At 35.6% G+C, this 21,891-nt stretch carries 24 protein-coding genes; 16 read left to right on the plus strand and 8 right to left on the minus strand.

From position 1 onward, the window contains the following. Positions 1-3: 3 nt before the first annotated feature. The 6 genes from aroD to L6N96_02465 are packed head-to-tail and all read left to right on the plus strand — an operon-like array spanning position 4 to position 6,238. Positions 4-693 carry a type I 3-dehydroquinate dehydratase gene (gene aroD, locus L6N96_02440; protein ID MCP8323023.1) on the plus strand — a complete coding sequence of 230 codons (690 nt, stop codon included), beginning with the start codon at positions 4-6 and terminating at the stop codon, positions 691-693. Then, positions 680-1,546 (plus strand): shikimate dehydrogenase, encoded by an 867-nt coding sequence (locus tag L6N96_02445; GenBank protein ID MCP8323024.1) that lies wholly within the window; start codon positions 680-682, stop codon positions 1,544-1,546. The genes aroD and L6N96_02445 overlap by 14 nt, the downstream gene beginning before the upstream one ends. Beyond that, a complete protein-coding gene (locus tag L6N96_02450) occupies positions 1,543-2,409 on the plus strand; it encodes a shikimate kinase (protein ID MCP8323025.1) in 867 nt (288 codons plus the stop codon). The genes L6N96_02445 and L6N96_02450 overlap by 4 nt, the downstream gene beginning before the upstream one ends. Beyond that, complete coding sequence (aroA, locus tag L6N96_02455; GenBank protein ID MCP8323026.1) at positions 2,410-3,702, plus strand: 3-phosphoshikimate 1-carboxyvinyltransferase; 1,293 nt, start codon at positions 2,410-2,412, stop codon at positions 3,700-3,702. Continuing rightward, the gene (gene aroC / locus L6N96_02460; GenBank protein ID MCP8323027.1) at positions 3,703-4,815 is read left to right on the plus strand and encodes a chorismate synthase; all 1,113 of its coding nucleotides are present in this window, start codon (positions 3,703-3,705) and stop codon (positions 4,813-4,815) included. Positions 4,816-4,825: 10 nt separating this feature from the next. Next, the gene (locus L6N96_02465) at positions 4,826-6,238 is read left to right on the plus strand and encodes an aminotransferase class I/II-fold pyridoxal phosphate-dependent enzyme (GenBank protein MCP8323028.1); all 1,413 of its coding nucleotides are present in this window, start codon (positions 4,826-4,828) and stop codon (positions 6,236-6,238) included. Positions 6,239-6,308: 70 nt separating this feature from the next. On the opposite strand, the gene L6N96_02470 is transcribed toward L6N96_02465, so the two are convergent. Next, a complete protein-coding gene (locus tag L6N96_02470) occupies positions 6,309-6,902 on the minus strand; it encodes an Hsp20/alpha crystallin family protein (protein MCP8323029.1) in 594 nt (197 codons plus the stop codon). A gap of 130 nt (positions 6,903-7,032) precedes the next feature. Between L6N96_02470 and L6N96_02475 the strand changes: the two genes are divergently transcribed. Continuing rightward, a complete protein-coding gene (locus tag L6N96_02475) occupies positions 7,033-8,145 on the plus strand; it encodes a DUF763 domain-containing protein (protein MCP8323030.1) in 1,113 nt (370 codons plus the stop codon). A gap of 1 nt (position 8,146) precedes the next feature. Here L6N96_02475 and L6N96_02480 read toward each other — a convergent pair whose 3' ends face one another. Then, complete coding sequence (locus L6N96_02480) at positions 8,147-9,070, minus strand: acetoin utilization protein AcuC (protein ID MCP8323031.1); 924 nt, start codon at positions 9,068-9,070, stop codon at positions 8,147-8,149. A gap of 171 nt (positions 9,071-9,241) precedes the next feature. On the opposite strand from L6N96_02480, the gene L6N96_02485 reads away from it, so the two are divergent. The 7 genes from L6N96_02485 (at position 9,242) to L6N96_02515 (ending at position 16,064) form a co-directional block, all read left to right on the plus strand. Continuing rightward, positions 9,242-9,472 (plus strand): hypothetical protein, encoded by a 231-nt coding sequence (locus L6N96_02485; protein ID MCP8323032.1) that lies wholly within the window; start codon positions 9,242-9,244, stop codon positions 9,470-9,472. Between the two features lie 293 nt (positions 9,473-9,765). Further along, positions 9,766-10,017 (plus strand): hypothetical protein, encoded by a 252-nt coding sequence (locus tag L6N96_02490; GenBank protein ID MCP8323033.1) that lies wholly within the window; start codon positions 9,766-9,768, stop codon positions 10,015-10,017. 18 nt (positions 10,018-10,035) lie between these two features. Further along, positions 10,036-10,485 carry a hypothetical protein gene (locus L6N96_02495; protein MCP8323034.1) on the plus strand — a complete coding sequence of 150 codons (450 nt, stop codon included), beginning with the start codon at positions 10,036-10,038 and terminating at the stop codon, positions 10,483-10,485. A 429-nt stretch (positions 10,486-10,914) separates the two neighbouring features. Then, a complete protein-coding gene (locus L6N96_02500; protein ID MCP8323035.1) occupies positions 10,915-11,712 on the plus strand; it encodes a sulfide-dependent adenosine diphosphate thiazole synthase in 798 nt (265 codons plus the stop codon). Between the two features lie 139 nt (positions 11,713-11,851). Beyond that, complete coding sequence (locus L6N96_02505) at positions 11,852-14,188, plus strand: right-handed parallel beta-helix repeat-containing protein (GenBank protein ID MCP8323036.1); 2,337 nt, start codon at positions 11,852-11,854, stop codon at positions 14,186-14,188. A gap of 141 nt (positions 14,189-14,329) precedes the next feature. Beyond that, positions 14,330-14,758 carry a hypothetical protein gene (locus tag L6N96_02510; GenBank protein ID MCP8323037.1) on the plus strand — a complete coding sequence of 143 codons (429 nt, stop codon included), beginning with the start codon at positions 14,330-14,332 and terminating at the stop codon, positions 14,756-14,758. A gap of 73 nt (positions 14,759-14,831) precedes the next feature. Beyond that, entirely contained in the window at positions 14,832-16,064 is a 1,233-nt protein-coding gene (locus L6N96_02515) for a nicotinate phosphoribosyltransferase (GenBank protein ID MCP8323038.1), read from the plus strand. A 134-nt stretch (positions 16,065-16,198) separates the two neighbouring features. Here L6N96_02515 and L6N96_02520 read toward each other — a convergent pair whose 3' ends face one another. Beyond that, entirely contained in the window at positions 16,199-16,777 is a 579-nt protein-coding gene (locus L6N96_02520) for a hypothetical protein (GenBank protein MCP8323039.1), read from the minus strand. Between the two features lie 43 nt (positions 16,778-16,820). Further along, positions 16,821-17,324 carry a rubrerythrin family protein gene (locus L6N96_02525; GenBank protein ID MCP8323040.1) on the minus strand — a complete coding sequence of 168 codons (504 nt, stop codon included), beginning with the start codon at positions 17,322-17,324 and terminating at the stop codon, positions 16,821-16,823. 154 nt (positions 17,325-17,478) lie between these two features. Between L6N96_02525 and pyrE the strand changes: the two genes are divergently transcribed. Next, a complete protein-coding gene (gene pyrE, locus L6N96_02530; protein ID MCP8323041.1) occupies positions 17,479-18,111 on the plus strand; it encodes an orotate phosphoribosyltransferase in 633 nt (210 codons plus the stop codon). Between the two features lie 2 nt (positions 18,112-18,113). Here pyrE and L6N96_02535 read toward each other — a convergent pair whose 3' ends face one another. Both L6N96_02535 and L6N96_02540 read right to left on the minus strand, forming a co-directional pair. Further along, entirely contained in the window at positions 18,114-18,671 is a 558-nt protein-coding gene (locus L6N96_02535) for a TATA-box-binding protein (GenBank protein MCP8323042.1), read from the minus strand. A 97-nt stretch (positions 18,672-18,768) separates the two neighbouring features. Then, positions 18,769-19,314: a signal peptidase I gene (locus L6N96_02540; protein MCP8323043.1), complete on the minus strand. Its 546-nt coding sequence runs from the start codon at positions 19,312-19,314 to the stop codon at positions 18,769-18,771. 192 nt (positions 19,315-19,506) lie between these two features. On the opposite strand from L6N96_02540, the gene L6N96_02545 reads away from it, so the two are divergent. Beyond that, positions 19,507-20,148, plus strand: a complete 642-nt coding sequence (locus L6N96_02545) for a restriction endonuclease (protein MCP8323044.1) — start codon at positions 19,507-19,509, stop codon at positions 20,146-20,148. 28 nt (positions 20,149-20,176) lie between these two features. On the opposite strand, the gene L6N96_02550 is transcribed toward L6N96_02545, so the two are convergent. Both L6N96_02550 and L6N96_02555 read right to left on the minus strand, forming a co-directional pair. Beyond that, positions 20,177-20,428, minus strand: a complete 252-nt coding sequence (locus tag L6N96_02550) for an Lrp/AsnC ligand binding domain-containing protein (GenBank protein MCP8323045.1) — start codon at positions 20,426-20,428, stop codon at positions 20,177-20,179. A gap of 291 nt (positions 20,429-20,719) precedes the next feature. Further along, positions 20,720-21,891: hypothetical protein (locus tag L6N96_02555; GenBank protein MCP8323046.1), on the minus strand; the 1,172-nt coding region annotated here is incomplete at its 5' end.

A 21,891-nucleotide genomic window follows, 5' to 3' on the forward strand; every position in this document is an offset into this window, starting at 1 on the left:
CTTTTGAAATTAATTAACAGACAAGTAAAGATATGCACCGCGATAGGTGTAAAAGATACATACTTGCTTAAGGAGAAGGTAGAAGAAGCTCTTGTTTCTCACTCAGATCTGATAGAAATAAGGATAGATTACTTCGACAAAATTGATTTTTTATATATAAAAAAAGTCATTAAAGGATACGAAAAAAGAGTCATATTGACATGTAGAGCAAGAAGTGAGGGTGGTAAGTTCAAGGAAAGTGAAATAGAAAGACAAAAAATATTGATAAAACTAGCAAAGTTTAAACCCGCGTATATCGATATCGAGTTAAGTCTAGCTCAAAGTAAGCCTGAACTTATAGATATTATAAGAAAGTCGGGAGTTTTATTAATCATATCTTGGCATGACTTCAGAGATACGCCTCCTTTTCAAATATTAAAAAATACCTTCAATAAAGCAAAATTCTTAGGAGATTTAGTAAAAATTGTACCTATGGCAAATAATTTTATGGATAATCTTTCTATCCTAAAACTATATGAAATCTCAGAGCTAGATAGGCTAATAGCATTCTGTATGGGTGAGAAGGGGCAGATTTCTAGAATACTTTGCCCACTCTTCGGTAGCCCCTTTACTTATGCCTCTCTCTCAAACTTACCAACCGCACCTGCCCAAATAACGATAAAAGAGTTAAGAGAGTTTTATGGTTTATTTTAATTGGAGAATTAACAGTAAAACACAGCTGTATTGTGTAATAGGTCATCCTGTAGAAACCTCACTCTCACCTATAATGCAGAATGAAGCTTTTCGTGCTAAAAATCTTGATTATGTCTACCTCGCATTTGACGTTGAGGACTTAGAACAGGCTATTATTGGTTTAAAGGTTTTAGGGGTGAAAGGTTTCAACGTCACTATGCCCCATAAAGTTTCTATAATCAATTTTCTTGACAAAATAGATGAAAGTGCATCATTAGTAGGTGCTGTAAATACTGTAGTGAACCATGATGGCGACTTGATAGGTTATAATACGGATGTAGATGGAGTAGTATCGGCGCTTAAAACTGTCACTAATTCATTACTTGGTTCAAGAGCCTTATTAATAGGTGCTGGTGGAGCTGCTAGGGCATGTATAGTAGCTTTAGTATCTTTAGGTTGTAATGAAATTGTTGTACTAAATCGCACACTTGACAAAGCGAAATCAATGATAAAAGAATTGAGTAAAAAGTTGGATATGATTTGTGCTGTTGGAGAGCTTACGTCGAGTTCTTTAAAAAGAGCCATGAGTTCAATTAATATTCTTTTAAATGCGACTCCTATTGGTGCATATCCAAAATTGAATGAGAGTATAATAAAACCAGAATTTTTCAGGGTTAAGGATATTGTAGTCTTTGATGTTGTCTATAAACCGAAGAAGACGAAGTTAATTAAGGATGCTGAAAGAGTGGGAGCTAAGATAATCCCTGGTTATGAGATGTTCGTAGGACAAGGTGCTAAATCATTTAAGCTTTGGACTGGAATAAATGCACCGATTGAAATAATGAAGAAAGCTGTCTTGGAGGTTCTCGAATGAAGGGGAAAGGTTTTGCTTTTGGAGCTGTTTCTATAGTGAACGCAATCGCAACTGGAAAAGGAGCTGCTCTAGGGATTCGATTGAAGACTGAAGCTGAAGTCGAGCTTATAGAAGGTTCTGAAGAAATCGATATCAAAATCGTGGGGTGTGATTGTGAAAGAGATAAAACTTTGGGAAAATATATTGTTAAGGAAGTATTAGCACATTTTGGGCATAAAAATTACGGAGCGAAAGTAACGACCAAATCCGAGATACCGATCGGTAAAGGTCTAAAGAGTTCAAGTGTAGCTGCAAATGCGATCGTTTTAGCAATAGTTTCATCTTTAAGAGAAGAGTTGGATGATTTTACATTAATTAATTTAGGCGTAAATTCTTCCATTAAGGCTGGTGTGACGATAACTGGTGCTTTCGATGATGCTTGCGCATCATTCTTTGGGGGTTTGGTTGTAACAGATAACAAAGATCGTATAATAAAAAGAAGAGAGATCCTTATGGAAAAAAATTGTATTTTAATATATGTCCCACCTGAAAAAGCATATACAAAAGATGTTGATGTGATTATGCTCAATAATTTTAAATCTCTCTTTGAAGAAGCCAATTTAATGGTTATGAGAGGAAAATATTGGGATGCAATGGTTTTAAATGGTCTAGCTTGCTCAACTGCATTGGGATTCAGCACAAAGCCAATGATTAGTGCACTCTCGGCAGGGGCTATATGTGCAGGTCTATCAGGTACTGGACCGGCCGTAAGTGCAGTCTGCTCTTCAGATAAAGTTGACGATATCATATCAGTCTGGTCGAATCTCCCTGGAGAAGTTATATCTACGAGGATAAATAACGAAAAAGCAAGGATGGTTGATTGATTGACAGCTATAAAGATATTCCCTAGTGAACTTAATGGTAATGTTTATACTCCACCAAGCAAGAGTTATACACACAGGTCAATAATCCTCTCTAGCCTTACTTCTGGGAGATCGATCGTTAAAAACGCTCTTATCTCAAGGGATACTCTGGCTTCAATAAAGGCATGTTCAGCTTTTGGCGCTTTTATAGATCATAAAAATAATGATCTTAAAATAAAAGGAAATCCAGACCTAACAACACCTGAGAATGTTATAAATGTAGAGAATTCAGGGACTACTATGCGGTTTATAACGTCTATAGCATCATTAGCTCCAGAAGGCTACTCGATAATTACTGGTGATGGGAGCATCAGGTCAAGGCCTATGCAACCCTTACTTTCAGCATTATGGAGTTTGGGTGTAGACTGTTTTTCATCACGTAAAAATGGACTTCCTCCTATTATTGTGAAAGGTGGAGGCATACAAGGTGGAGAGACTACGATAAAAGGAGATATATCATCCCAATTTATATCTTCACTATTGGTCGCAACACCAAAAGCTAAAAGTCCGACATCTATAATAGTTCGTGGAAAGACAGTATCCAGACCTTATATAGATGCGACTTTAACTATGATGAAATTATTTGGTGTAGATATTTCATATGAGGATTATAGAAAATATACTATCCCATCAAATCAAGAATACCATTGTGTAGGGTTTAAGGTACCAGGAGACTTTAGTTCTGCATCTTTATTAATGGCATGCGCATTACTAGCTGGTAAAAAAGTGACTATAAAAAATCTGAACTTCAATCTACCTCAAGCAGATATGCGTATTGTTGATATATTGGAAAAAATGGGAGCCGATTATAGTATCGATAGATCAAAGGGTACAATAACTTTATCAAAAGGTTATAATTTAAAAGGCGGGGAATTTGATTTATCAGACTCCCCTGACTTACTCCCAGTTTTATCAGTAGTCGCTCTAAAGTGTAGAGAAAAGACGTTCATAAAAGGTGTTGAGCATGCTAGGTTCAAAGAGACGGACAGAATCTCCATATTAGCTAATGAATTGAGGAAATTTGGTGTTGATATACAAGAGTTGAGAGACGGGATGTTGATACAAGGTAGTGAGGAATTGAAGAGCTGCTCATTAGATGCACATGATGATCATCGACTTTTCATGGCTTTCTGTGCAGCATCTATGGCTTCATCTGGACCTTGCACTGTAGAAGGTGTAGAATCAGTCGATGTATCTTACCCTGATTTTATTAGAGACATGAAATCATTAGGAGCAAAAATAGAGGGCGTATAAATGCCAGGCAACTTGCTTGGAGAAAGGTTCATAGTAGTTAGCTTCGGTGAGAGCCATGGTAGATGTGTAGGTTCAGTAATAGACGGTTGCCCAGCAGGTTTACCATTAGGAGAGGGTGATATTCAGAAAGATTTAGATTTAAGGAGACCTGGTGTATCAACTACGGCAACTAAAAGATCTGAAAAAGATAAGGTGGAGTTACTCTCAGGAGTCTTCGAAGGATACACAACAGGTGCTCCCATATGTGCTTTAATCTGGAATAAAGATGTCGATTCTGAACCTTATAAAAAGATAAAGAAGATTCCAAGACCAGGACACGCAGATATTACAGCTTTCTGGAAGTATGGTGGCTATAATGATTGGAGAGGAGGGGGTAGGTTCTCAGGAAGGGTGACGGCGACGTTTGTAATAGCCGGGGCCATTGCTAAGAAACTCATCTCCTACATACTGGGAATTGATGTCTTTGCCTATTCTATCGAAATAGGTGGAATTAGGGCAAAGGAAGTATCTGATGATGTGGCTAAAAAGTTTAGATATTCTAATGAAGTGAGATGTCCAGATTTCGAAGCTGCAAAGAAGATGAAATCAAAGATATTGGAAGAGCAGTCAAAAGGAGACAGTGTGGGTGGGATAATTGAATGTAAAGTATTAAACGTTCCGGTAGGCCTAGGTGAACCAGTATTCTCCTCATTAGAGTCTGATTTGAGTAAAGCGCTATTCTCTATACCAGCTTTAAAAGGTATTGAATTTGGAGTTGGTTTTGAAGCATCAAGGTTAAAAGGATCAGAATGTAATGATCCTTTTAGTGTAAAGGAAGGGAAGATCGTTACTATAACCAATAAGGCAGGCGGGATCCTAGGTGGCATTTCAAATGGAATGCCAATAATATTTAGATTATCATTTAAGCCTAGTTCATCTATAAGCAAACCACAGAAGAGTATCAACCTTGATATCTTGAAAGAAGTTGATCTAGTCATTGTTGGTCGCCACGACCCATGTATCGTTCCAAGAGCAGTTCCTGTCGTTGAAGATATTGTAGCTTGCGTTATAGCAGATCATTCTATCAGGGCTGGTCTTATACCTCCTGTCCTAAACAATAATCCAATAGATTAGTGAGCTATAGTTGTCGGAACAATTAAAACTGGAGAGTTTGCGTGAGGAAGTTCAAGATATAACTATTGATATAATAAAGCTTACAGGCAAACGCTTTAAGCTTACAAAAAAGATCGATAGAATAAAACGTTCTCTGAACTTGCCTATTGTGGACTATAAAGTAGAGAAGAATTTGAAGAGTTCAATTGTAGATGCTTGCAAGAAGTATAATGTAAATGAAATATTTGGATTAAGGATCTTGAATCTCTTGATAAAAGAGGCTGTGAGAATGCAAAAAAGCAAGGACAAGGTTATGAAAGCTATTAGTATCATTGATATGTTTATTCTAGCTAAAAAGATGGAGAGGAAAGGATATTCGGTAATACATTTAGAGGTTGGTGAACCGGATTTTGGTCCTCCAGAGAGGGTTAAAAAAACAACGTGTGATTCAATAAAAGAAGGTTTTACCCACTATACTGAGCCTTCAGGGATTCCAGATTTAAGAGAGGCGATCGTAAATTTTGTGAATGAACGTTACAAAAGAAAAATATCCCCTGAACAAGTAGCTGTGACATGTGGAGGGAGATTCTCAGTTTATGCAAGCATTTTAACAAAGCTTACATCAGGTGATGAGGCTATAGTGATACAGCCTGCATGGCCGGCTTATGTAGATTGCATAGAAGCTGTAGGAGGTAGAGCCATTTGCTTTAAAACAAAGCTTAGAGATGGCTGGAGACCTGATATTGAATCTTTATCAGAACTTGTTAACGATTCTACTAAATTAATCGTTATCAACTATCCAAATAATCCAACGGGTAAAGTTCTTGAAAAACATGATCTAAAAGCTATTGTAGAATTGGCAAATGAAAGGAAGATAACTATCTTGAGTGATGAAGTGTATTTGGATTATGCCTTCGAACCCTATAACAGCATCTTGGAGTTTCATAATTCCAAATCGATATACGTCTCGTCTTTCTCTAAAAGCTATGGCATGACAGGCTTTAGGATAGGTTATGCCATTTCGGATATTGAAACTATAAAAAAAATTTCTGGAATTCAAGCTTTAGCAGCGACAAGTGTGCCAGAATTTATTCAATATGCAGCGATAAAGGCCCTCAAATGTAGGGATGACGTTAAAGAATACATAAATCTGATTAAAAAAAGAATTAAGTTAATATGTGAAGAATTGAAAAAGATAAATGTAAAATATTATGAACCTAAGGGAGCATTCTATATATTCCCTCAAATCAGTCAAAATGAAAATTTTGATATTATTAGCTTTTCCTTTGATTTATTAAAAAAGAAAAATGTGTGTGTGGCGCCAGGTACAACATTTGGCGATTACCCAAACTACATTAGAATAAGTGCATGTCAAAAGGAGCACAAAATTTTAGAAGGATTGATGAGAATTGGTGATTTATTGTATGAAGGAAGCGGAATTTGAGATGCTTCCCTCAATACCTATCTACGTTTGATATCTGATACCTAAATTTTTGTTCCTGTCATTCCTGAAATTATTCTATCTCTATACGCTTTCCCTTTGGAGTCGGTACTGCTTTCTTGAGTTTTACTTCTAAAATGCCATTAGTATAAGATGCTTGAGCACTTTCTGGATCTATCTCTGAAGGTAGTTCGACCTTCTTATAATACTTTCGAGCTTCAGTATCAACAGAAATGGTTACAGTATTTTTAGCACAATCGAGTTTTATATCTGACTTTTCGACTCCAGGTAACTCTGCTACTACTTTTATCGAGTCTTCAACATCAAGTACATCTACTAAAGGCTCTCGTTGCTTTTTAACTTCCATCTTAGGCTTTCCAAAAGGAAATGTTGGAGAAGAAGGTCTGACATTACCGAACTCCCTAACAACAGGCTTACCATCTGGACCTATTTTTACTGAATAACCATAGACAAACGGTCCAAACTCCTTAATCGTACGCCCATCAGGAAGTTTACGCTCTTTTGCTAAGTCTTCAGGAACTTGCGTTTCGATATCTTTAAAGATATCTTCAAACATCTTGTCTATATCCTCAAAGAATCTACTACTGAAGAATGGCCAACGCCAACGTCTTTTTACCCATTCATCAATGTCTTCATCTCTAAACAAATCTCTCACAATAATATAAATGATAAAAGTTGTTTATATTCTTTATTTCTATGATTACATATAGTTAAATAAATAATAATAATTAATTAGTATTTTTATGTATTTTAATATAGATTAGTCGGAGATTTTTTTGAAGAGAACAGGGTTCACTATACTCCCCTTGCATGGTGGACATGCGCCAAGATGGTTGCTCCTAAGAATGGAGAGACTATCAAAAGAAATTATATGGCTAATAGTCAATGAATATGGAACTCATGAACTCTTGAGAAGAATCTCAAATCCTTATTGGTTTCAAGCTTTGGGTTGTGTATTAGGATTTGATTGGCACTCATCAGGATTAACTACAGTTCTTACAGGCATTTTAAAAAGGGTTCTTTTAAATGAAAATTTTGGGATAATGATGGCAGGGGGTAAAGGAAAAGCCTCTTTAAGAGCTCAATCTGAGATAGATTATATAGGTAAAAAATTTGACTTATCATCTTTTAAAATTGAAAGATTAAAGTATGCAAGTAAAATTTGTGCAAAAGTCGATAATGTAGCCATCCAAGCAGATTATAGACTATATCACCATGCATTTTTCATAGTAGAGGAAGGAGAATGGTCTGTTATTCAGCAAGGTATGAATTTACAAGATAAAACCGCAAGGCGTTACCATTGGCTTTCTGAAAATGTAGAAAAATTTGTTGTTGAACCTCATGAAGCGATAGTCGGTGAGGTAAAAAGAAGATATGTGCTCAATATGACTGCAAAAGAAGCAGACGATAATAGAAAGACATGTGTGGATTTGGTAAAAGGGAACCCTAACAACCTTATCTCGTCTATTAAAAGAATTAGTGCCCCTTGTACCTTGGACCTTTGGATTCCGGATCATAGCTCATTCAAGATTGTCAGAGGATTTTCGATGCCAAAGAAATTGAATTGGGAAATTTTTAAGAGATTGTATGATTTTCAGCCGAAAGACTATGAAGAGCTATTGACCTTTAAAGGCGTTGGACCATCTATTATTAAGGCCTTAGCTTTGATATCTGAATTGATTTATGGTAAGACAACCAGTTGGAGAGATCCTGTAAAGTATACATTTGCCTTCGGTGGGAAGGATGGAGTTCCGAGACCTATTGATAGAAGGGAGATGGACAGATCGATTAAGATACTTTTTCATGTTATTGAACAAACACAAGTAGGTCATCAAGAGAAGTTAGAGGCTATTAAAAGGCTACAAAAATTCGTTTTTATAAAAAATTAAATCAGTCCATAAAGCCTTTCACTACTTCAAGCCAAGCAGCAGCCACATTGTTCAGATTATAACCCCCACCACCCAGAGCGATTATTCTACCATCACAAAGTTCATGTGAAATAATATGTAATTTTTCTGTCGCATATCTATGTGCTTCTTTTGTATAGCGCAGATGTGTAAGCGGATCATTACTTAATCCGTCTGCACCACATTGAAAAAAAATGAGTTCAGGTTTTACTTGATAAGAAAATTCTTCAACTTTGATAAATGCCTCCTTGAACTCCTCATCTCCTGCTTCAGGCTCTAAGCCGATATTCAACTTGGTTCCCTCCGCCTCCCCAGAACCTGTCTCATGGCTGAATCCAGTCCCAGGATAAAGGTAACTTCCATCTTCATGTATGTCTGCTGTAAATACAGTTGGATCTTCAAAGAACTCGTAACAAACACCATCACCATGGTGAGCATCTATATCAACATAAAGAATCCGATCAAGACCGTATATCTTCTTTGCGTGATTTATAGCAATTGCAACATCGTTAAATACACAAAATCCAGCAGACCTATCTTTCCTAGCGTGGTGGTATCCGCCAATCGGGTTAAAAGCATGATCTATTTCTTTTTTCATAACCATTTCTAAACTCAATATAGTAGATCCTACAGAATAAGCCGATGCTTCATAGACCCCTTTATAAGCAGGGGTATCTCCCCTATCAAGGGCTCCAAAACCTTCTTTGGAGGCTTTCTTTACAAAATTTATATGATCTTCTGTGTGAAAAAGGAGTAAAACATCTTCACTTGCTTTTTTAGGTTTGATAATCTTGATATTTTCTCTGTCAATAAAGCCTTCTTCTTTTAGTTTTTCCCAAAATGATTGGACTCTTTTACTATTCATTGGATGATTTGGGAAAGAATATTTTAAAGAGTCATCTCCCAAGATAATTCCAACAGAACACATATCATAATAAACAAAGATGTAGAATTTAAATTTAAAGTTAAAATTTATTCTTTATTTATAATTCACAAGTTAATAATACACCCATTATTTATTCACTTTTTAAATAAAAATAATTAAATCTCGACATAAAGAAACCTATGTTGAGGGTATATGTCAAGAAAGGGAAGAACAACAAAATTACCAAGACTACTTACAGAACCTAGAGACTATGTTGTCGTTTTTTTCGATGATGAAAAACACTACAACAAATTCAAGAAGGGGTTAAAAGAGTCAGTTGAGTTCTTAACAGAAGAAAAGCAAAATTCTTTTCTCCTATACCAAGGAAGATGGCTTAAATGTTTATTTGCCCACGGTGAATTAGATTCAAAAGAATTATTATGAACTTGAGTTTGTTCACTAGTAATATAAAAAATGCATATCTAAGTCTAGAGTATATGCATATACTATATACAACAAAAAAGGCAAGGTTCTAAAGAAAAATTTAACCTTATGATTTTATAACTAGCCATAACAGAAACAAAATCAATAATAGAAGGAAGTAATCTCTTTAATCGACAACCCATAAGTATTATTCTTGAACAGTTTCCGTTAATCTTGTTATCTAAAGAGTTTTACCATTACGCCGATACTTTTTCACTTTAAAGGTGAAGTACGAAAGCTAATACTTAATCAATATGGAATTAATTCAATCTTTTGAAGATAAGAAAAAAGAGTTTGAAGTGAAGATACAAAACCTAGAAGCTGAAAAAGCTGCGCTAATCGAGGAGATACCACACCTGAGAGAGAACCTCACATTGCTAAAGTTAGAGCATCAAGCGACCTCATTAGAGAATGAAGTCTACGACCTAAAGGCGGAAAGAAGCGATCTGGAACAAGAAATAGCTAAATTCGCTAGACCACAGGGAACTGAACTTACTGCTATGTAAATCAAAGTTTGTCGGCTTATGCCCACTTGCCCTACTTGTCGCTCTAAAGTATTAGAGCCTCTTAAAGCTTGGCCTATAGTGGAGCCTCAAAAAAATGGTGAGATAAAGGATTACACAGTAGGGATCTACTGGTGTACTAAATGCAATACTAAGTTTCCTTTCGTATTGGGCAAACGGAGTCTAAAGTTAATCGAAACCAATACTTTAGTTGAGCTCCATAACAAGTTCAAGACTCTAGAAAAAAATAAGCAAGAGTTATTGCAAAAAGTCGAAAATTTAGAGCAAGAGAAGAGGGTGGCAGAGATGGGTCTCATCTTGACTAGACTAAAGGATAAGGCTGAGAACTTAAAAGTTGAAGTTTCCTTACTTAAAAAAGTAAAAAATGATCTAGAAGGAATGATCCAATTTCTTGATAATACTCTCGCATCAGAGCCAAATAATTTAATTAAAAACAGTATAAGCCATTAATTCTTATATGAGGGCCACCTTCTGAAATAAAGAAACCTTTCTCTATATTTGGGCGCAAGGTTGCCAACTTCCCTATAGCATCTACCATTTGAATCGCACGTTTCATTCCATCAATAACCTTTAAGTGCCTAATACGTGTCCCGACCTCTTTTTTATTTATAAGATAAGCTATTTGGAATCAATTCAAATTTGCCATCTGATGTATCAATTTCAGCCCTTATCGAACCTTTGATATATATTCCATTTCCTGTGTCTTTAAATATCTCATTCAATCTCCAATCAGAAGGCCCTATATACACATTGCTGACAGTCGGGCGGGGTATATGAGTGATTCCGTGAGCGTAAAAGGTCGGATATTAATTCTGTGCCTTATTATTAACAATAACAAATGTCAACTTTAAAGCTTAATAAGCCGATTGTGAGTTTTCTTTGAGAATAAGATTGGCAGATATTAAACCTGTAGATGAGACACTGATAACAAGAGCCATTATACAAAGAGCTTCAGAGGATTGGATTAACTTTTCAAAATGTGATGTAATAGTTGTAGGAGCTGGCCCAGCTGGACTTACAGCATCAATGTATCTTGCGCGAAGTGGATTAAAAACCCTAGTTTTAGAGAGGAGATTGTCTTTTGGTGGAGGAATAGGTGGAGGCGGAATGGGATTTCATAAATTAATCATTGAGAGACCTGCGGATGAAATATTAAGAGAATTAGGTTGTAAATTAGAAATAGTTGAGGATGGTGTATATTTAGCTGATACTTCGGCAATGATAGCTAAACTGGCAACAGGAGCGATAGATTCTGGCGCAAAGATAATTCTTGGCATAACTGTAGATGATGTAGTATACAGAGAGTCTCCATTTAAGATCATTGGCGCAGTAGTTCAATGGACGTCTGTTGTTATGTCTGGCCTTCATGTCGACCCTCTCCCAATTCGATCAAATGCTATCATAGATTGTACTGGTCATGATGCCGAAGTTCTAGCTGTGGTATCGCGTAAGATGCCTGAGCTCAATTTAAAGATATTTGGGGATAAGTCTTTGTGGGTTGATATGGGTGAGAGATTTACGGTTGAAAAGACTGGAGAAGTTTGTCCCGGACTTTATGCTGCTGGGATGGCAGTAGCTGCTTTACATCAGACACCGAGAATGGGTCCTATTTTCGGTGGTATGTTACTCTCAGGTAGGAAGGTTGCTGAACTCGTCATAAAGAAGATAAAATCATGATTAAAATAGGATCTATGATATCAATCAACCCTGAATTGATCTGTTACTCTGAATTAAAATGAAGTTATTAATATATCTAGAATATTTCTAATGTGATAAGATTTATTAATAAATATAGATAACCAATACCGAATAAAAAATGAAAAAGGTAATCGGAACTGTTACGATTATATTACTTCTAATGATGCCTATACTTCTTGTGATACCACTACCAGCCATTGCAGAGCCTACTGAAGCACTATCAGATGCAGTAGGCGGTGGTACAGGTGGTGAATTCTGGCTGGATCCTAGCATTCTGTATACTGGCGGTGTTACAATAACCGGTGATACAAGAATATTTGGTCAAGGTTCCATGATCGACCTACAAAAGGAGAGTATAACCGTTGTAGGTGCATACCTTTACATTGAGAGATGTACACTTACAAATGGTACAGTACTTCCAGGTGGTCCAAATGGTGATGAGCATTTAGGTGCTATCGAATTCTATTACGGTGCAAGCGGATTTGTATATGACAATATAATCGTTGACAACGCTGTGGTCGGTATATATATAGAGGACTGTGATGAGGGTGAGATCATCATAAAGGAGAACTCGATATTATATAATGATGTCTGCGGTATATACTTCGAGGATTCGACAGACATAACGATACTTGAGAATATTATCGCCAACAATGGCGTAGAAGAAGGCTTAACCCCATTTGGAGGCGGTATTCTAGGTCTAAATGATGTTGCTGTTTATGAGGATGATCCAAATTCAGTACATAATATAAAGATAAAAGGTAATAAGATCTTTCAAAATGAAGGTCCGGGCATATTCCTAATGTATATGAATGACGTATCCATCTCGTCCAACTTAATTTACAGTAACAGCTTAAACGCATTTAAATTCGACGGTGGAGATAATGATGGCGGGTATGGAATGGGCGATGGCATAGCTCTTTTCTACTGTCCGATAGTATCCATAACTCACAACAAGATATTGGCAAACGAAGATGGTGGTATTTTGTATGTTGGAGATAGAGATTGGCCAATCGTGGAAGTAGATGGAACTGATGTAGAAGTAGAACTTAGTGTGACTATAAGCTACAACAAGATAATGGGTAACGGAGTAGACCTTGTCAATTTAATAGAAAATGTATTGCAAGATTTAGAGACTTTACTTGGATTTGCTGGAGTATCCGTTGCATACGGACAGAATGTAGTCATAACATATAACGAAATAGAAGGAAATGCAGGCGTTGGAATATTACTCTGGGGAGAATTTGATGATGACTATCTGATGGAGCCTGTAACGGTAGCATATAATACCATCAATGGAAATACGATAGCTTCTGTTATGTTCGGTGTATCTGATGTAAAGATCATCTTCAACAAGATAATGGGAAATCTTGTTGGAATGATTACTTTGGGCGATATATCTGGAGAAATTGGTGACCTAATTTCTGAGAACTTACTGATCAAAGGTAATATCTTGAAAGATCAGTATATTGCATGGATCATAGGAGGTTTCGGCAATCCAATAACAATTGAATGGAATACAGTAACCAATAACATGATAGGAATGGTCCTACTAGGATGTGAGAGTCCACAGATACTACATAACACAATAATGTATCAGCGTGGATTCATACTGGATCTTGGAGAATTAGAAATAATCCCATTAGAGCTCGATTTTAGATATGCATTAGTGGTTGGGGTATATCTCGATATTCCAGGTCTTCTTGAGATATCAATACCCTGTGATGGAGCAAGAATTGCCTACAACACCATATGCTACAACGTAGGCCACCAAGTAGGTATCTTCGTATCCGATGATGTAATCGTGGAAGATAACATGATCGTAGGTGGCAGCGAAAATGGTATCTGGGCTGGTGGGTGTGAAGATCTGACCATACAGCGCAACAAGATAACAGACAACGACCATGGTATTAGATTGGAAGAGTGCACCGGCTTGATAACAGATAACATCATAGGTTATAGTGGTTCTCTATCAGGTAATGATGTAGGTATAAATGTAACCCGCCTCTTCGAGATACGCAGTCCAATAACGATAAGTGACAATAACATCATAGGCAACAACATCAGCATCTACTGCTTTGCCACAGACCCAACCATAATAGGCAACTATATCGCCAACAACGTTTACGGAATTTATCTATATGATTCGAACGCTACAATAGGTGGCAATACCGCCAATAGGAACTACATAATAAGGAACTTCGCAGATGGGGTATACATAGCCAATAATCAATCCGATCCTATAATCACCTACAACAACATATACGAGAATGTTGGATATGGTATCAACAATCCTGATTGGGAAGATGACTTCCAAGATGAAGCAAGATACAACTGGTGGGGTGCAATAAGCGGCCCAGGTGATCCAGCTACGTTCGGAGTAGGTCCAGGGATAGGCGATGAGATAACGCAGAATTTCACATATTCGCCTTGGCTCGTATCGATAATTCCATAAACAAACATCCCCCCTTTTTTTGAACTTGTTAGGTTTTCTTCGGGTTAGAGATGATCACAAAAACAGGCTTTAACTCTCAACAAGTCTAGGAGACTTAAACATTTTAGTATTTGATTTTTTAAATATACTAATGCCTATTAGTTGAGAAGATCAGAACTTTTAACTCATTTTAAAAAGATGTATCCGAAGTGTTCAGATAAGGATATAGAGAATCTCATAGAAGCTATAAAGGGAGATAAATATTGGAATGTTAGCCCTAACCACAACGATATGATCTACGTAGTGGCTCTAACAAGGGCAAAGATTCCTAAGTCCGATGGATTTCAAGCTAAGGTTACATTCTTAAAGAAAGTTACTATATCTTATGAAGTTGCAAATTTCTCAAGAAAGGGAAGGGTCGTGATAGTGGTAAAAAATGGTTCAAATTATATAGGAAAAAGTGTGATAACTTGGCCGGCTTTTTTAAGGTTGATGAATGAAAACTCGAATTTAATTTATAAATTGGTTGTTGAAGGAAAAATCCCGCCTTGCATAAATAACAAGAATTTTTCTTCAATTTTTCATAAGTGACCGAATATGTAAGAATTCGATAGTTTATTTTAATATCACCAAACTTAAATTCGAAGGATTTTTGATGGAACGTATGGGCGTGGATGAAGGAAGAGATTTAACAGATAGAATGTTCTGGCTGGCTAAAGAAGATGAAATAAAAAGATCAGAAACTACGGATGTTTATTTTATATATACACTTCAAGTATTAGAGAAAAAAGGACTTAATCCTAAAGTTGTGATGGAAGTTTATCTTAGAAATTTACCATATCCAGATAACTGGGGAGTTGTTACTGGAATTTATGAAGTGGCCAAACTCTTAGAAGGTCTTCCATTGAATGTAAGGGCTATGGAAGAGGGGGAGATATTCTTGACATCATCAGACTCTGTCATTTATGAGCCTGTTCTTCAGATTGAGGGTAGGTATAGGGACTTTGCAGTGTACGAAAACCCCCTACTAGGTTTACTATGCATGTCTTCTGGGATATCTTCAAAGGCTGCGAGAGTAAAGATGTGTGTAGGAGATAAAATTGTATTCAGCTTTGGGACTCGAAGAGCTCACCCTGTTCTTGCACCTACTGTTGAAAGGGCAACATACCTTGGAGGATTTGATAGCGTTTCAAATGTTTTAGGAGCCAAAATGATGGGAAAAAAACCAGTTGGAACTATGCCCCATGCTTTAATTCAATGCTTTGGAGATCAAGAGATTACATGGAAGTCTTTTGATGAGGTAATGCCTCGTGAAGTCCCTCGCATCGCACTAGTCGATACATTCTTTGATGAGAAGACGGAGGCGATAATGGCCTTCGAAGCTTTGGGTAAAAATCTATATGGTATAAGACTTGATACGCCTCGCTCAAGAAGGGGAAACTGGAGGAAGATAATCGAAGAGGTAAGATGGGAATTGAAGATAAGGGGTGCACAAGATGTGAAGATATTTATATCGGGAGGCTTGAATGAGGATGCAATTTTAGAATTAAGAGACATAGTTGATGGTTTTGGCATAGGAACTAATGTGAGTAATGCTCCTACATTCGACTTCAGTGCAAAGATAGTTGAGTTAATTGTAGGAGAAAAGGATGTATTTAGGGCGAAAAGGGGAGACATTGGTGGTAGAAAAGAAGTTTATAGAAAGGAAGATAGTTTTGAAGATGTCGTAACTTTTTATAAGAATCCAAAACCAGAAGGATACTATCCACTATTGAGTGACCTCATAGTTGATGGCAAGATTGTTAGAAAGTTTAAGGGTCTAGATGAGATTAGAGATTCTGTTTTATCCAAGATTACGATATTGAGTGAAATTAAACCCAATTTATGTTGGATATAGGTATTCATAAACTTGACAAAAATCCTATTAACGTAAGGGATGGAGAGCTCCGATTAGATAGGCTAATTCACCTAATGATTTCTCATTAAGTAGTCATCCATATTATTTTTACTAAGTTGAACCAACTTTCAATTCTATTCAACTATACGGATGACTACGTCAGAATTCTCTTCTTGAGTTTTATGAAAATGTTTTTGAACAATTCTGACCATGTCTTTGACTCGTTCATCCTTACATTCTTCGGCATATTTTCTAATCTTTTCGAATTTTTCAAGAGGAAAGATATTTTCCTTTAACATTTCAGATAAAACAGCTAAAGCCTTTTTTGATTCCTCAGTCGTAAGCTCAGCTTCTTTTTGAGTTTGCATTACTTTCTTAATATTAATCTTATTTAAAATTACTTGTAGTACTTCCTGATCTCCTTTAAATTCAAAACTTCCTTCAGGATATTTTACCCTCCATCCATCTTGCTTCGGATCAAATAAATACTCTACTCCTTCTTCAACTAAAGTGAATGGACCACCTAAAGTATATCTGAAATATGATCTAGATTTTAAATGATAAGGGTCGCATATTTGAATAGGTCTAATAAAATTCAACCTTCCAGAAGCTTTGACGAAGTAATCACTTTCATAGTCTGGATTCTCTCCACTAAAAACAACATATTTTGTTCCACTATTTTCGAAAGTGCGAATTATGAGAGTCTCTCGCATAACCCTTTTAAGAAATTTTCCTTTTAATAAATATCTCTTGTTCTCAAACTACCTTGAAAAATTTTGTTTTCGATGCTCCACATATAGGACATTTATCTGGCGCTATACCTTCGACAGTATGACCACAAACCTCACAGACGTAATAATCAACTTTTTCCAAATCCTTTTTATTTTTTAATGCATCAACCGCCTTTGAGAATAAACCAGCGTGGACTTTCTCAACTTTATTTGCAACTTCAAAACTCCAAGTAGCGCGGTGATTTTCTTCTTGCTTGGCTATACTTAAGTATTCGGGATACATCTTTGTATACTCAAAAGTCTCGCCAGAAATGGCAGTATTTAGATTATTTACTGTTGATTTTATTTCATCCATTACCCTAAGATGATTCAGGGCATGAATCGTCTCGGCCTCTGCAGCTGCCCTAAAAAGCTTTGCAACTTGTTTGAATCCCTCTTCTTCAGCTTTTCTTGCAAAAGCTAAGTACCTTCGATTTGCCTGCGATTCGCCAGCAAAAGCATTTTTTAAATTTGTAACAGTCTTGCTCATCTTTCCTCAACTATGACTAAAAATTCAATAGCATTTAAAGTTTATAACATCAGTTATTAAATGATAACGATGGTCACCATTAAATTATTCAATATCAAAGAAATGAGGTAGATTTAAGAAGTCAAGATACCAAATAAATTAGAGTTGGTATTTTATGGGTTGGGATCAGAAAAGGTTTAAGCTTGTTGAAGAACTTGGAAAAGTTCTTGTAAAGACAGGAGCCCTCAGATTTGGAACTTTCACACTCACTAGTAGGAGGATGAGTTCATATTATATTGATCTACGTATTGTGCCCAGTTTTCCTGAAATTTTCAATAAGACAGTAGATGTTTTTGTTGAAGCTCTTAAAAATATGGTGGGTCTTAAAAATATAGATGCTATTGGTGGGATACCTACTGCTGGTTTAACTTTTGCAACAGCTGTAGCATATGACTTAAAAAAACCTTTAATATATGTTAGAAAAGAGGCGAGGAAACACGGCGCTTTAAAGAAAGTTGAAGGGTTACTACAACCGGGTTGGAGAGTTACAATATTGGATGATTTGATAACTACGGGTAACTCCATCCTTAAAACTGCAAAGGCTATAAAAAGTGAAGGGGGAATAGTCGAAAATGCCTTAGTCTTGATCGATAGGATGGAAGGAGGTAAAGAGAGATTAGCAACTTTTCAAATAAAACTTAAAACTCTTGCAAAGATAACGGAAATTGCAGACTTACTTTATGATAAGGATATAATTGATATCGATCAAAGAATGGCAATCTATAATATGGTTAAAAGTGATGTTTGATTTTAGTATATCATTAACTCTTTCTCTTCCAATAAGTTATGTAGATTGCTAACGGCTTGGTAAACTTCGGCTTCCTTTTTTGCGCCTGTGCAAACAAGTTTACCACTAGCAAAGAGAAGAATAACAGTTTTAGGTTCTCTCATCCTATGGATTAATCCGGGAAATTGCTCTGGTTCGTACATCGATTGCTCTAATTTCCTAGCAGCTTCTTCAAGATGAACCTTGCCACCAAGACCAGCTGAGGCTACAATATTTTGTATAACTATAATTGGTTCATGAATTATTTCAATACCACCTTTCTTTAACTTTGTGACAACAGCTTTAACAGCTTTCTTGGCTTGTGTTTCTGATTTTGCACCAGTGCAAACCATCTTACCAGAATTGAAGATGAGTGTAGCAGTCTTTGGGGATCTCAATCTAAAGACAAGTCCTGGGAATTGTTCTGGATGATATTCAACATCGGGAAAGAGTCTTACGATTTCATTTAAATCGATAGTTTGATCAACACTGGCAGAAGCAACTACATTTTCAATACTAATAATGGCTTTCGTCTGGGGCAATATAAACTTCACTATATAAGGTCAAATAAAACTAGTATTTAAATAATGACTAAGTTACACGAGAGATAAAAGTGAAAATATATATTTAAATAATGAGTTACACATAAGTTAGTCTTGGTATTTTCATATTATTTTCTTTATCTTCTTCTTTTCTTAATGGATATAATTCTATAAGCAATATAATTAAAAGAATGATTATAACTAATGCATAATTCAGAGGTAAGGGAAATAATTGGGCAAGGTACCCTAGATAGGGAATTTTAATGCCTGTAAACTTACCTATATAATCTTCCTCTTCTATATACCAAGGGTCAGGATAGTTATTGTTATCGCCCTTAGTTCTTAAGACTTGTTCAGAGTTTAGATTTATATCGTAAATACGGTGTACAATTATCTCATTTTTATAGTCATAAGGGTGGTAGAAAACGATGATATCGCCTATTGATAAAGAATCAAAAGTGTCGGCCTTAATGATAATATAGTCACCGTCGTTGAGAGTTGGCTCCATACTTGGGCCTGATACACTTAGAAAGGGTGTTGTCGTTCCTAATGCAACTCTGGGCACTACCCAGATGGCTCCCATAACAATCAAAATGATTGCCACATAAGAAACTGTCTTAAACAAATCTTTCCGATCGATCATAGAATCTTCTACTTCAAATCGACTATTATCAATCTCTGCTTTAAAAACATTCCACTTTATTCATTCTTAATTACAAATATAGAATAGTCAATTTTTCTTAGCTGAAAATATTCAATTGCCATTCACAAAATCAACTTATACAACCATTAAATATTAACTTCTTAGTTTTATCGCTTAAAGAGGAGATATGAAATGAGACTTATGATGATAAATTTAATTCCACATATTATAGAAGGAAAAATTAACTTAAGAGTTCTGGCTCGTAACTGTGGTCTTAATATAGATATGTTAAAGGAAGTATTAAGCTATCTCGAAAGTAAAAATATTGCTGAAATAGATGAAAATAGCGTTTACTTTCAAAAAGGAGGAAAGATCCTTACTGCAGTGTCAGCTGTGAAGATGGGCTCTTCTGTAGATGAAGTATCAAAAGTTATGAACTGGAAGGATTTTGAAGAATTTACTTGTTTTATCTTATCAAATAATGGGTATTCGGTCCATCAGAATTTTAGGTTGAGACACCCTCGAAGGGAGATAGACATCTTAGCAATTAAGGATGAGAAGGGTTTAGCCATAGATTGTAAACACCGTTACTCTACAATGGGAGTATCAAATATATCTAAAGTTGCAAATGCTCAAATTGAAAGGGTAAATGAATTAATTAAGAGTGAAGTAAAAAGAAGACTTAACGTATCATGTGTGATTCCATTGATAGTTACACTTTATAACGAACAAATATTTTTTATGAACAAAGTTCCTATAATTCCAATCGATAAGTTTCCACATTTTCTTTATGAGCTAGATGGCTTGCTCGATATGATTTTAATCATTAAATAATATTTATAATACTATATGCTTAATATCTTTATAAAGTTTCAATTACTAACATTGTAAGTGTTGATCTGACATTCTCTAAACGTCTAATTTTCCATGCAACTATCTCTTTGACTTCTTCCATAGTATCTGCTGATATTTTTGCTATAATATCATAGACACCATAAACAAAATGAGCTTCCTCTACATTCTTAATCTTCCCAAGCTTTATAAGTAAATCTCTTTCAGTTCCAAGGTCTGTGTTTATTAATACGAAAGCAACGGGCATTTCAGTAATCATCATTTTTAATATATTATCTTTAATAAATGTTAGTAATTTGAATATACATAATATCTACATTTTATGTCTAAATATTGAAAAAAATTACCTTAACATTCCATTGGATATGAGGATTATTTTGGCTGAGTTATAATGGGTGATTTAAGTACGCTGCATCAATACACTTTTAACGTCTATTTAGATTTGGGAGGATTCTACATCTGACCTAGAATTTTTCTCTCAAGATAACTATTCACTCCATTTATAAATAGTCAAAAACATTTTTGATATTTTTTCCTTTTCACGGTTTATAATTTACATCTGAAAATACATAACCCTTTTTTTAATCAGTTTTAACAGTCCAAAAAGTATTGATACTAAGTAAGTAATTAAAATTATAATTAGCAACAGTTGAAATTGTATAGAATAGCTTGAGGCAAAGATCATCGTTGTTAGAAACGGGGTAGCAGTAATGTAACCTCCCATAATAGGTAAAAAAAGAATGAGAACATAACCCAAGGATATCCCACCCTCTTTCGGCATTTTGATAGAAATTACGGTAAGAACTGTGTAAGCAGATGTAAAAGAGGCGATTGCAAGAGTGTTTAAAATAATCCATATAGATGAAAAGCCAGTGAAAGGTAGAGAAAGCAATATCAGCCCTAAAGGAAAGATGAGAGCGATTATTAAAAGTGCTAAAAAGAATGATTCGAAGTACTCAATTATATGCTTTCCAGAAGTTAGAGGTAACCATAAATTCTCTCTATCAGAATAATTCCAAGTAGTAGCTATAATAGATGGGACAAGAGCGCTATAGAAAGTTAAAAGAAATAGAGGTGAGGTTGTCGGTACATCTGTGTCTAGTGAAAGTATTGGAAAAACTATACTTATTGCCGCATAAATAACGAAAAGTAATATTATTGAAAATAAACTACCGTCTCGGATCATTCGTATCAAATGCTTCTTAGTTAAAAAGCTAGTCAAAGAGCCCTTAAGAGGATTTAAAGCTAAAAAAGTAGTTAAAGGTCCAAATTTTTCTATCATACTCCTTTGTTTAATAGCTTGAGCTTGGGGTCTACTTTCACCAAAGGAGAGCATTACAGTAGGCTTTATATGATAAAATAGGTTCTTTTCAGAGATAAAGTAATACAAAATAGAAGCTATAAAGATGAAAGATATCAGAAACAAGATGTTTGAGAAATCAAGTTGACCTTTACTTAACAGAGAGGTTATTACTTTTGCTGTAAATGTTGATGGGTATGGCATATTGGAATACTCGATAGGAAAGAGGTTTACAAAGTTCAAGCTGGGTAGTAAAAGTGCCGCTATAATCGAACCAATCAAGATATTTATCTTAATACTAGACGAGATTAGATTAAGTATGCCGAGTGTCTGCATAGCCAGTAATGCAAAAATAATAAAAAGCTCGTAGATGAGAATGATGATTAAAGTATCAACAAGCCCTATGATCGAATTTAAAGTTAAAC

The organism is Candidatus Methylarchaceae archaeon HK02M2 (genome assembly GCA_024256165.1).
In the GTDB taxonomy this organism is placed as follows: domain Archaea; phylum Thermoproteota; class Nitrososphaeria; order Nitrososphaerales; family JACAEJ01; genus HK02M2.

What these genes read in the sequence shown, in the direction of transcription:
- L6N96_02545 (MCP8323044.1), top strand. Translation starts at nt 19,507, where the DNA reads ATGAGACTTATGATGATAAATTTAATTCCACATATTATAGAAGGAAAA.
- L6N96_02525 (MCP8323040.1), bottom strand. Translation starts at nt 17,324, where the DNA reads ATGAGCAAGACTGTTACAAATTTAAAAAATGCTTTTGCTGGCGAATCG.
- L6N96_02485 (MCP8323032.1), top strand. Translation starts at nt 9,242, where the DNA reads ATGTCAAGAAAGGGAAGAACAACAAAATTACCAAGACTACTTACAGAA.
- pyrE (MCP8323041.1), top strand. Translation starts at nt 17,479, where the DNA reads ATGGGTTGGGATCAGAAAAGGTTTAAGCTTGTTGAAGAACTTGGAAAA.
- L6N96_02515 (MCP8323038.1), top strand. Translation starts at nt 14,832, where the DNA reads ATGGGCGTGGATGAAGGAAGAGATTTAACAGATAGAATGTTCTGGCTG.
- L6N96_02445 (MCP8323024.1), top strand. Translation starts at nt 680, where the DNA reads ATGGTTTATTTTAATTGGAGAATTAACAGTAAAACACAGCTGTATTGT.
- L6N96_02540 (MCP8323043.1), bottom strand. Translation starts at nt 19,314, where the DNA reads ATGATCGATCGGAAAGATTTGTTTAAGACAGTTTCTTATGTGGCAATC.
- L6N96_02450 (MCP8323025.1), top strand. Translation starts at nt 1,543, where the DNA reads ATGAAGGGGAAAGGTTTTGCTTTTGGAGCTGTTTCTATAGTGAACGCA.
- L6N96_02505 (MCP8323036.1), top strand. Translation starts at nt 11,852, where the DNA reads ATGAAAAAGGTAATCGGAACTGTTACGATTATATTACTTCTAATGATG.
- L6N96_02520 (MCP8323039.1), bottom strand. Translation starts at nt 16,777, where the DNA reads ATGCGAGAGACTCTCATAATTCGCACTTTCGAAAATAGTGGAACAAAA.
- aroC (MCP8323027.1), top strand. Translation starts at nt 3,703, where the DNA reads ATGCCAGGCAACTTGCTTGGAGAAAGGTTCATAGTAGTTAGCTTCGGT.
- L6N96_02490 (MCP8323033.1), top strand. Translation starts at nt 9,766, where the DNA reads ATGGAATTAATTCAATCTTTTGAAGATAAGAAAAAAGAGTTTGAAGTG.
- L6N96_02495 (MCP8323034.1), top strand. Translation starts at nt 10,036, where the DNA reads ATGCCCACTTGCCCTACTTGTCGCTCTAAAGTATTAGAGCCTCTTAAA.
- L6N96_02550 (MCP8323045.1), bottom strand. Translation starts at nt 20,428, where the DNA reads ATGATGATTACTGAAATGCCCGTTGCTTTCGTATTAATAAACACAGAC.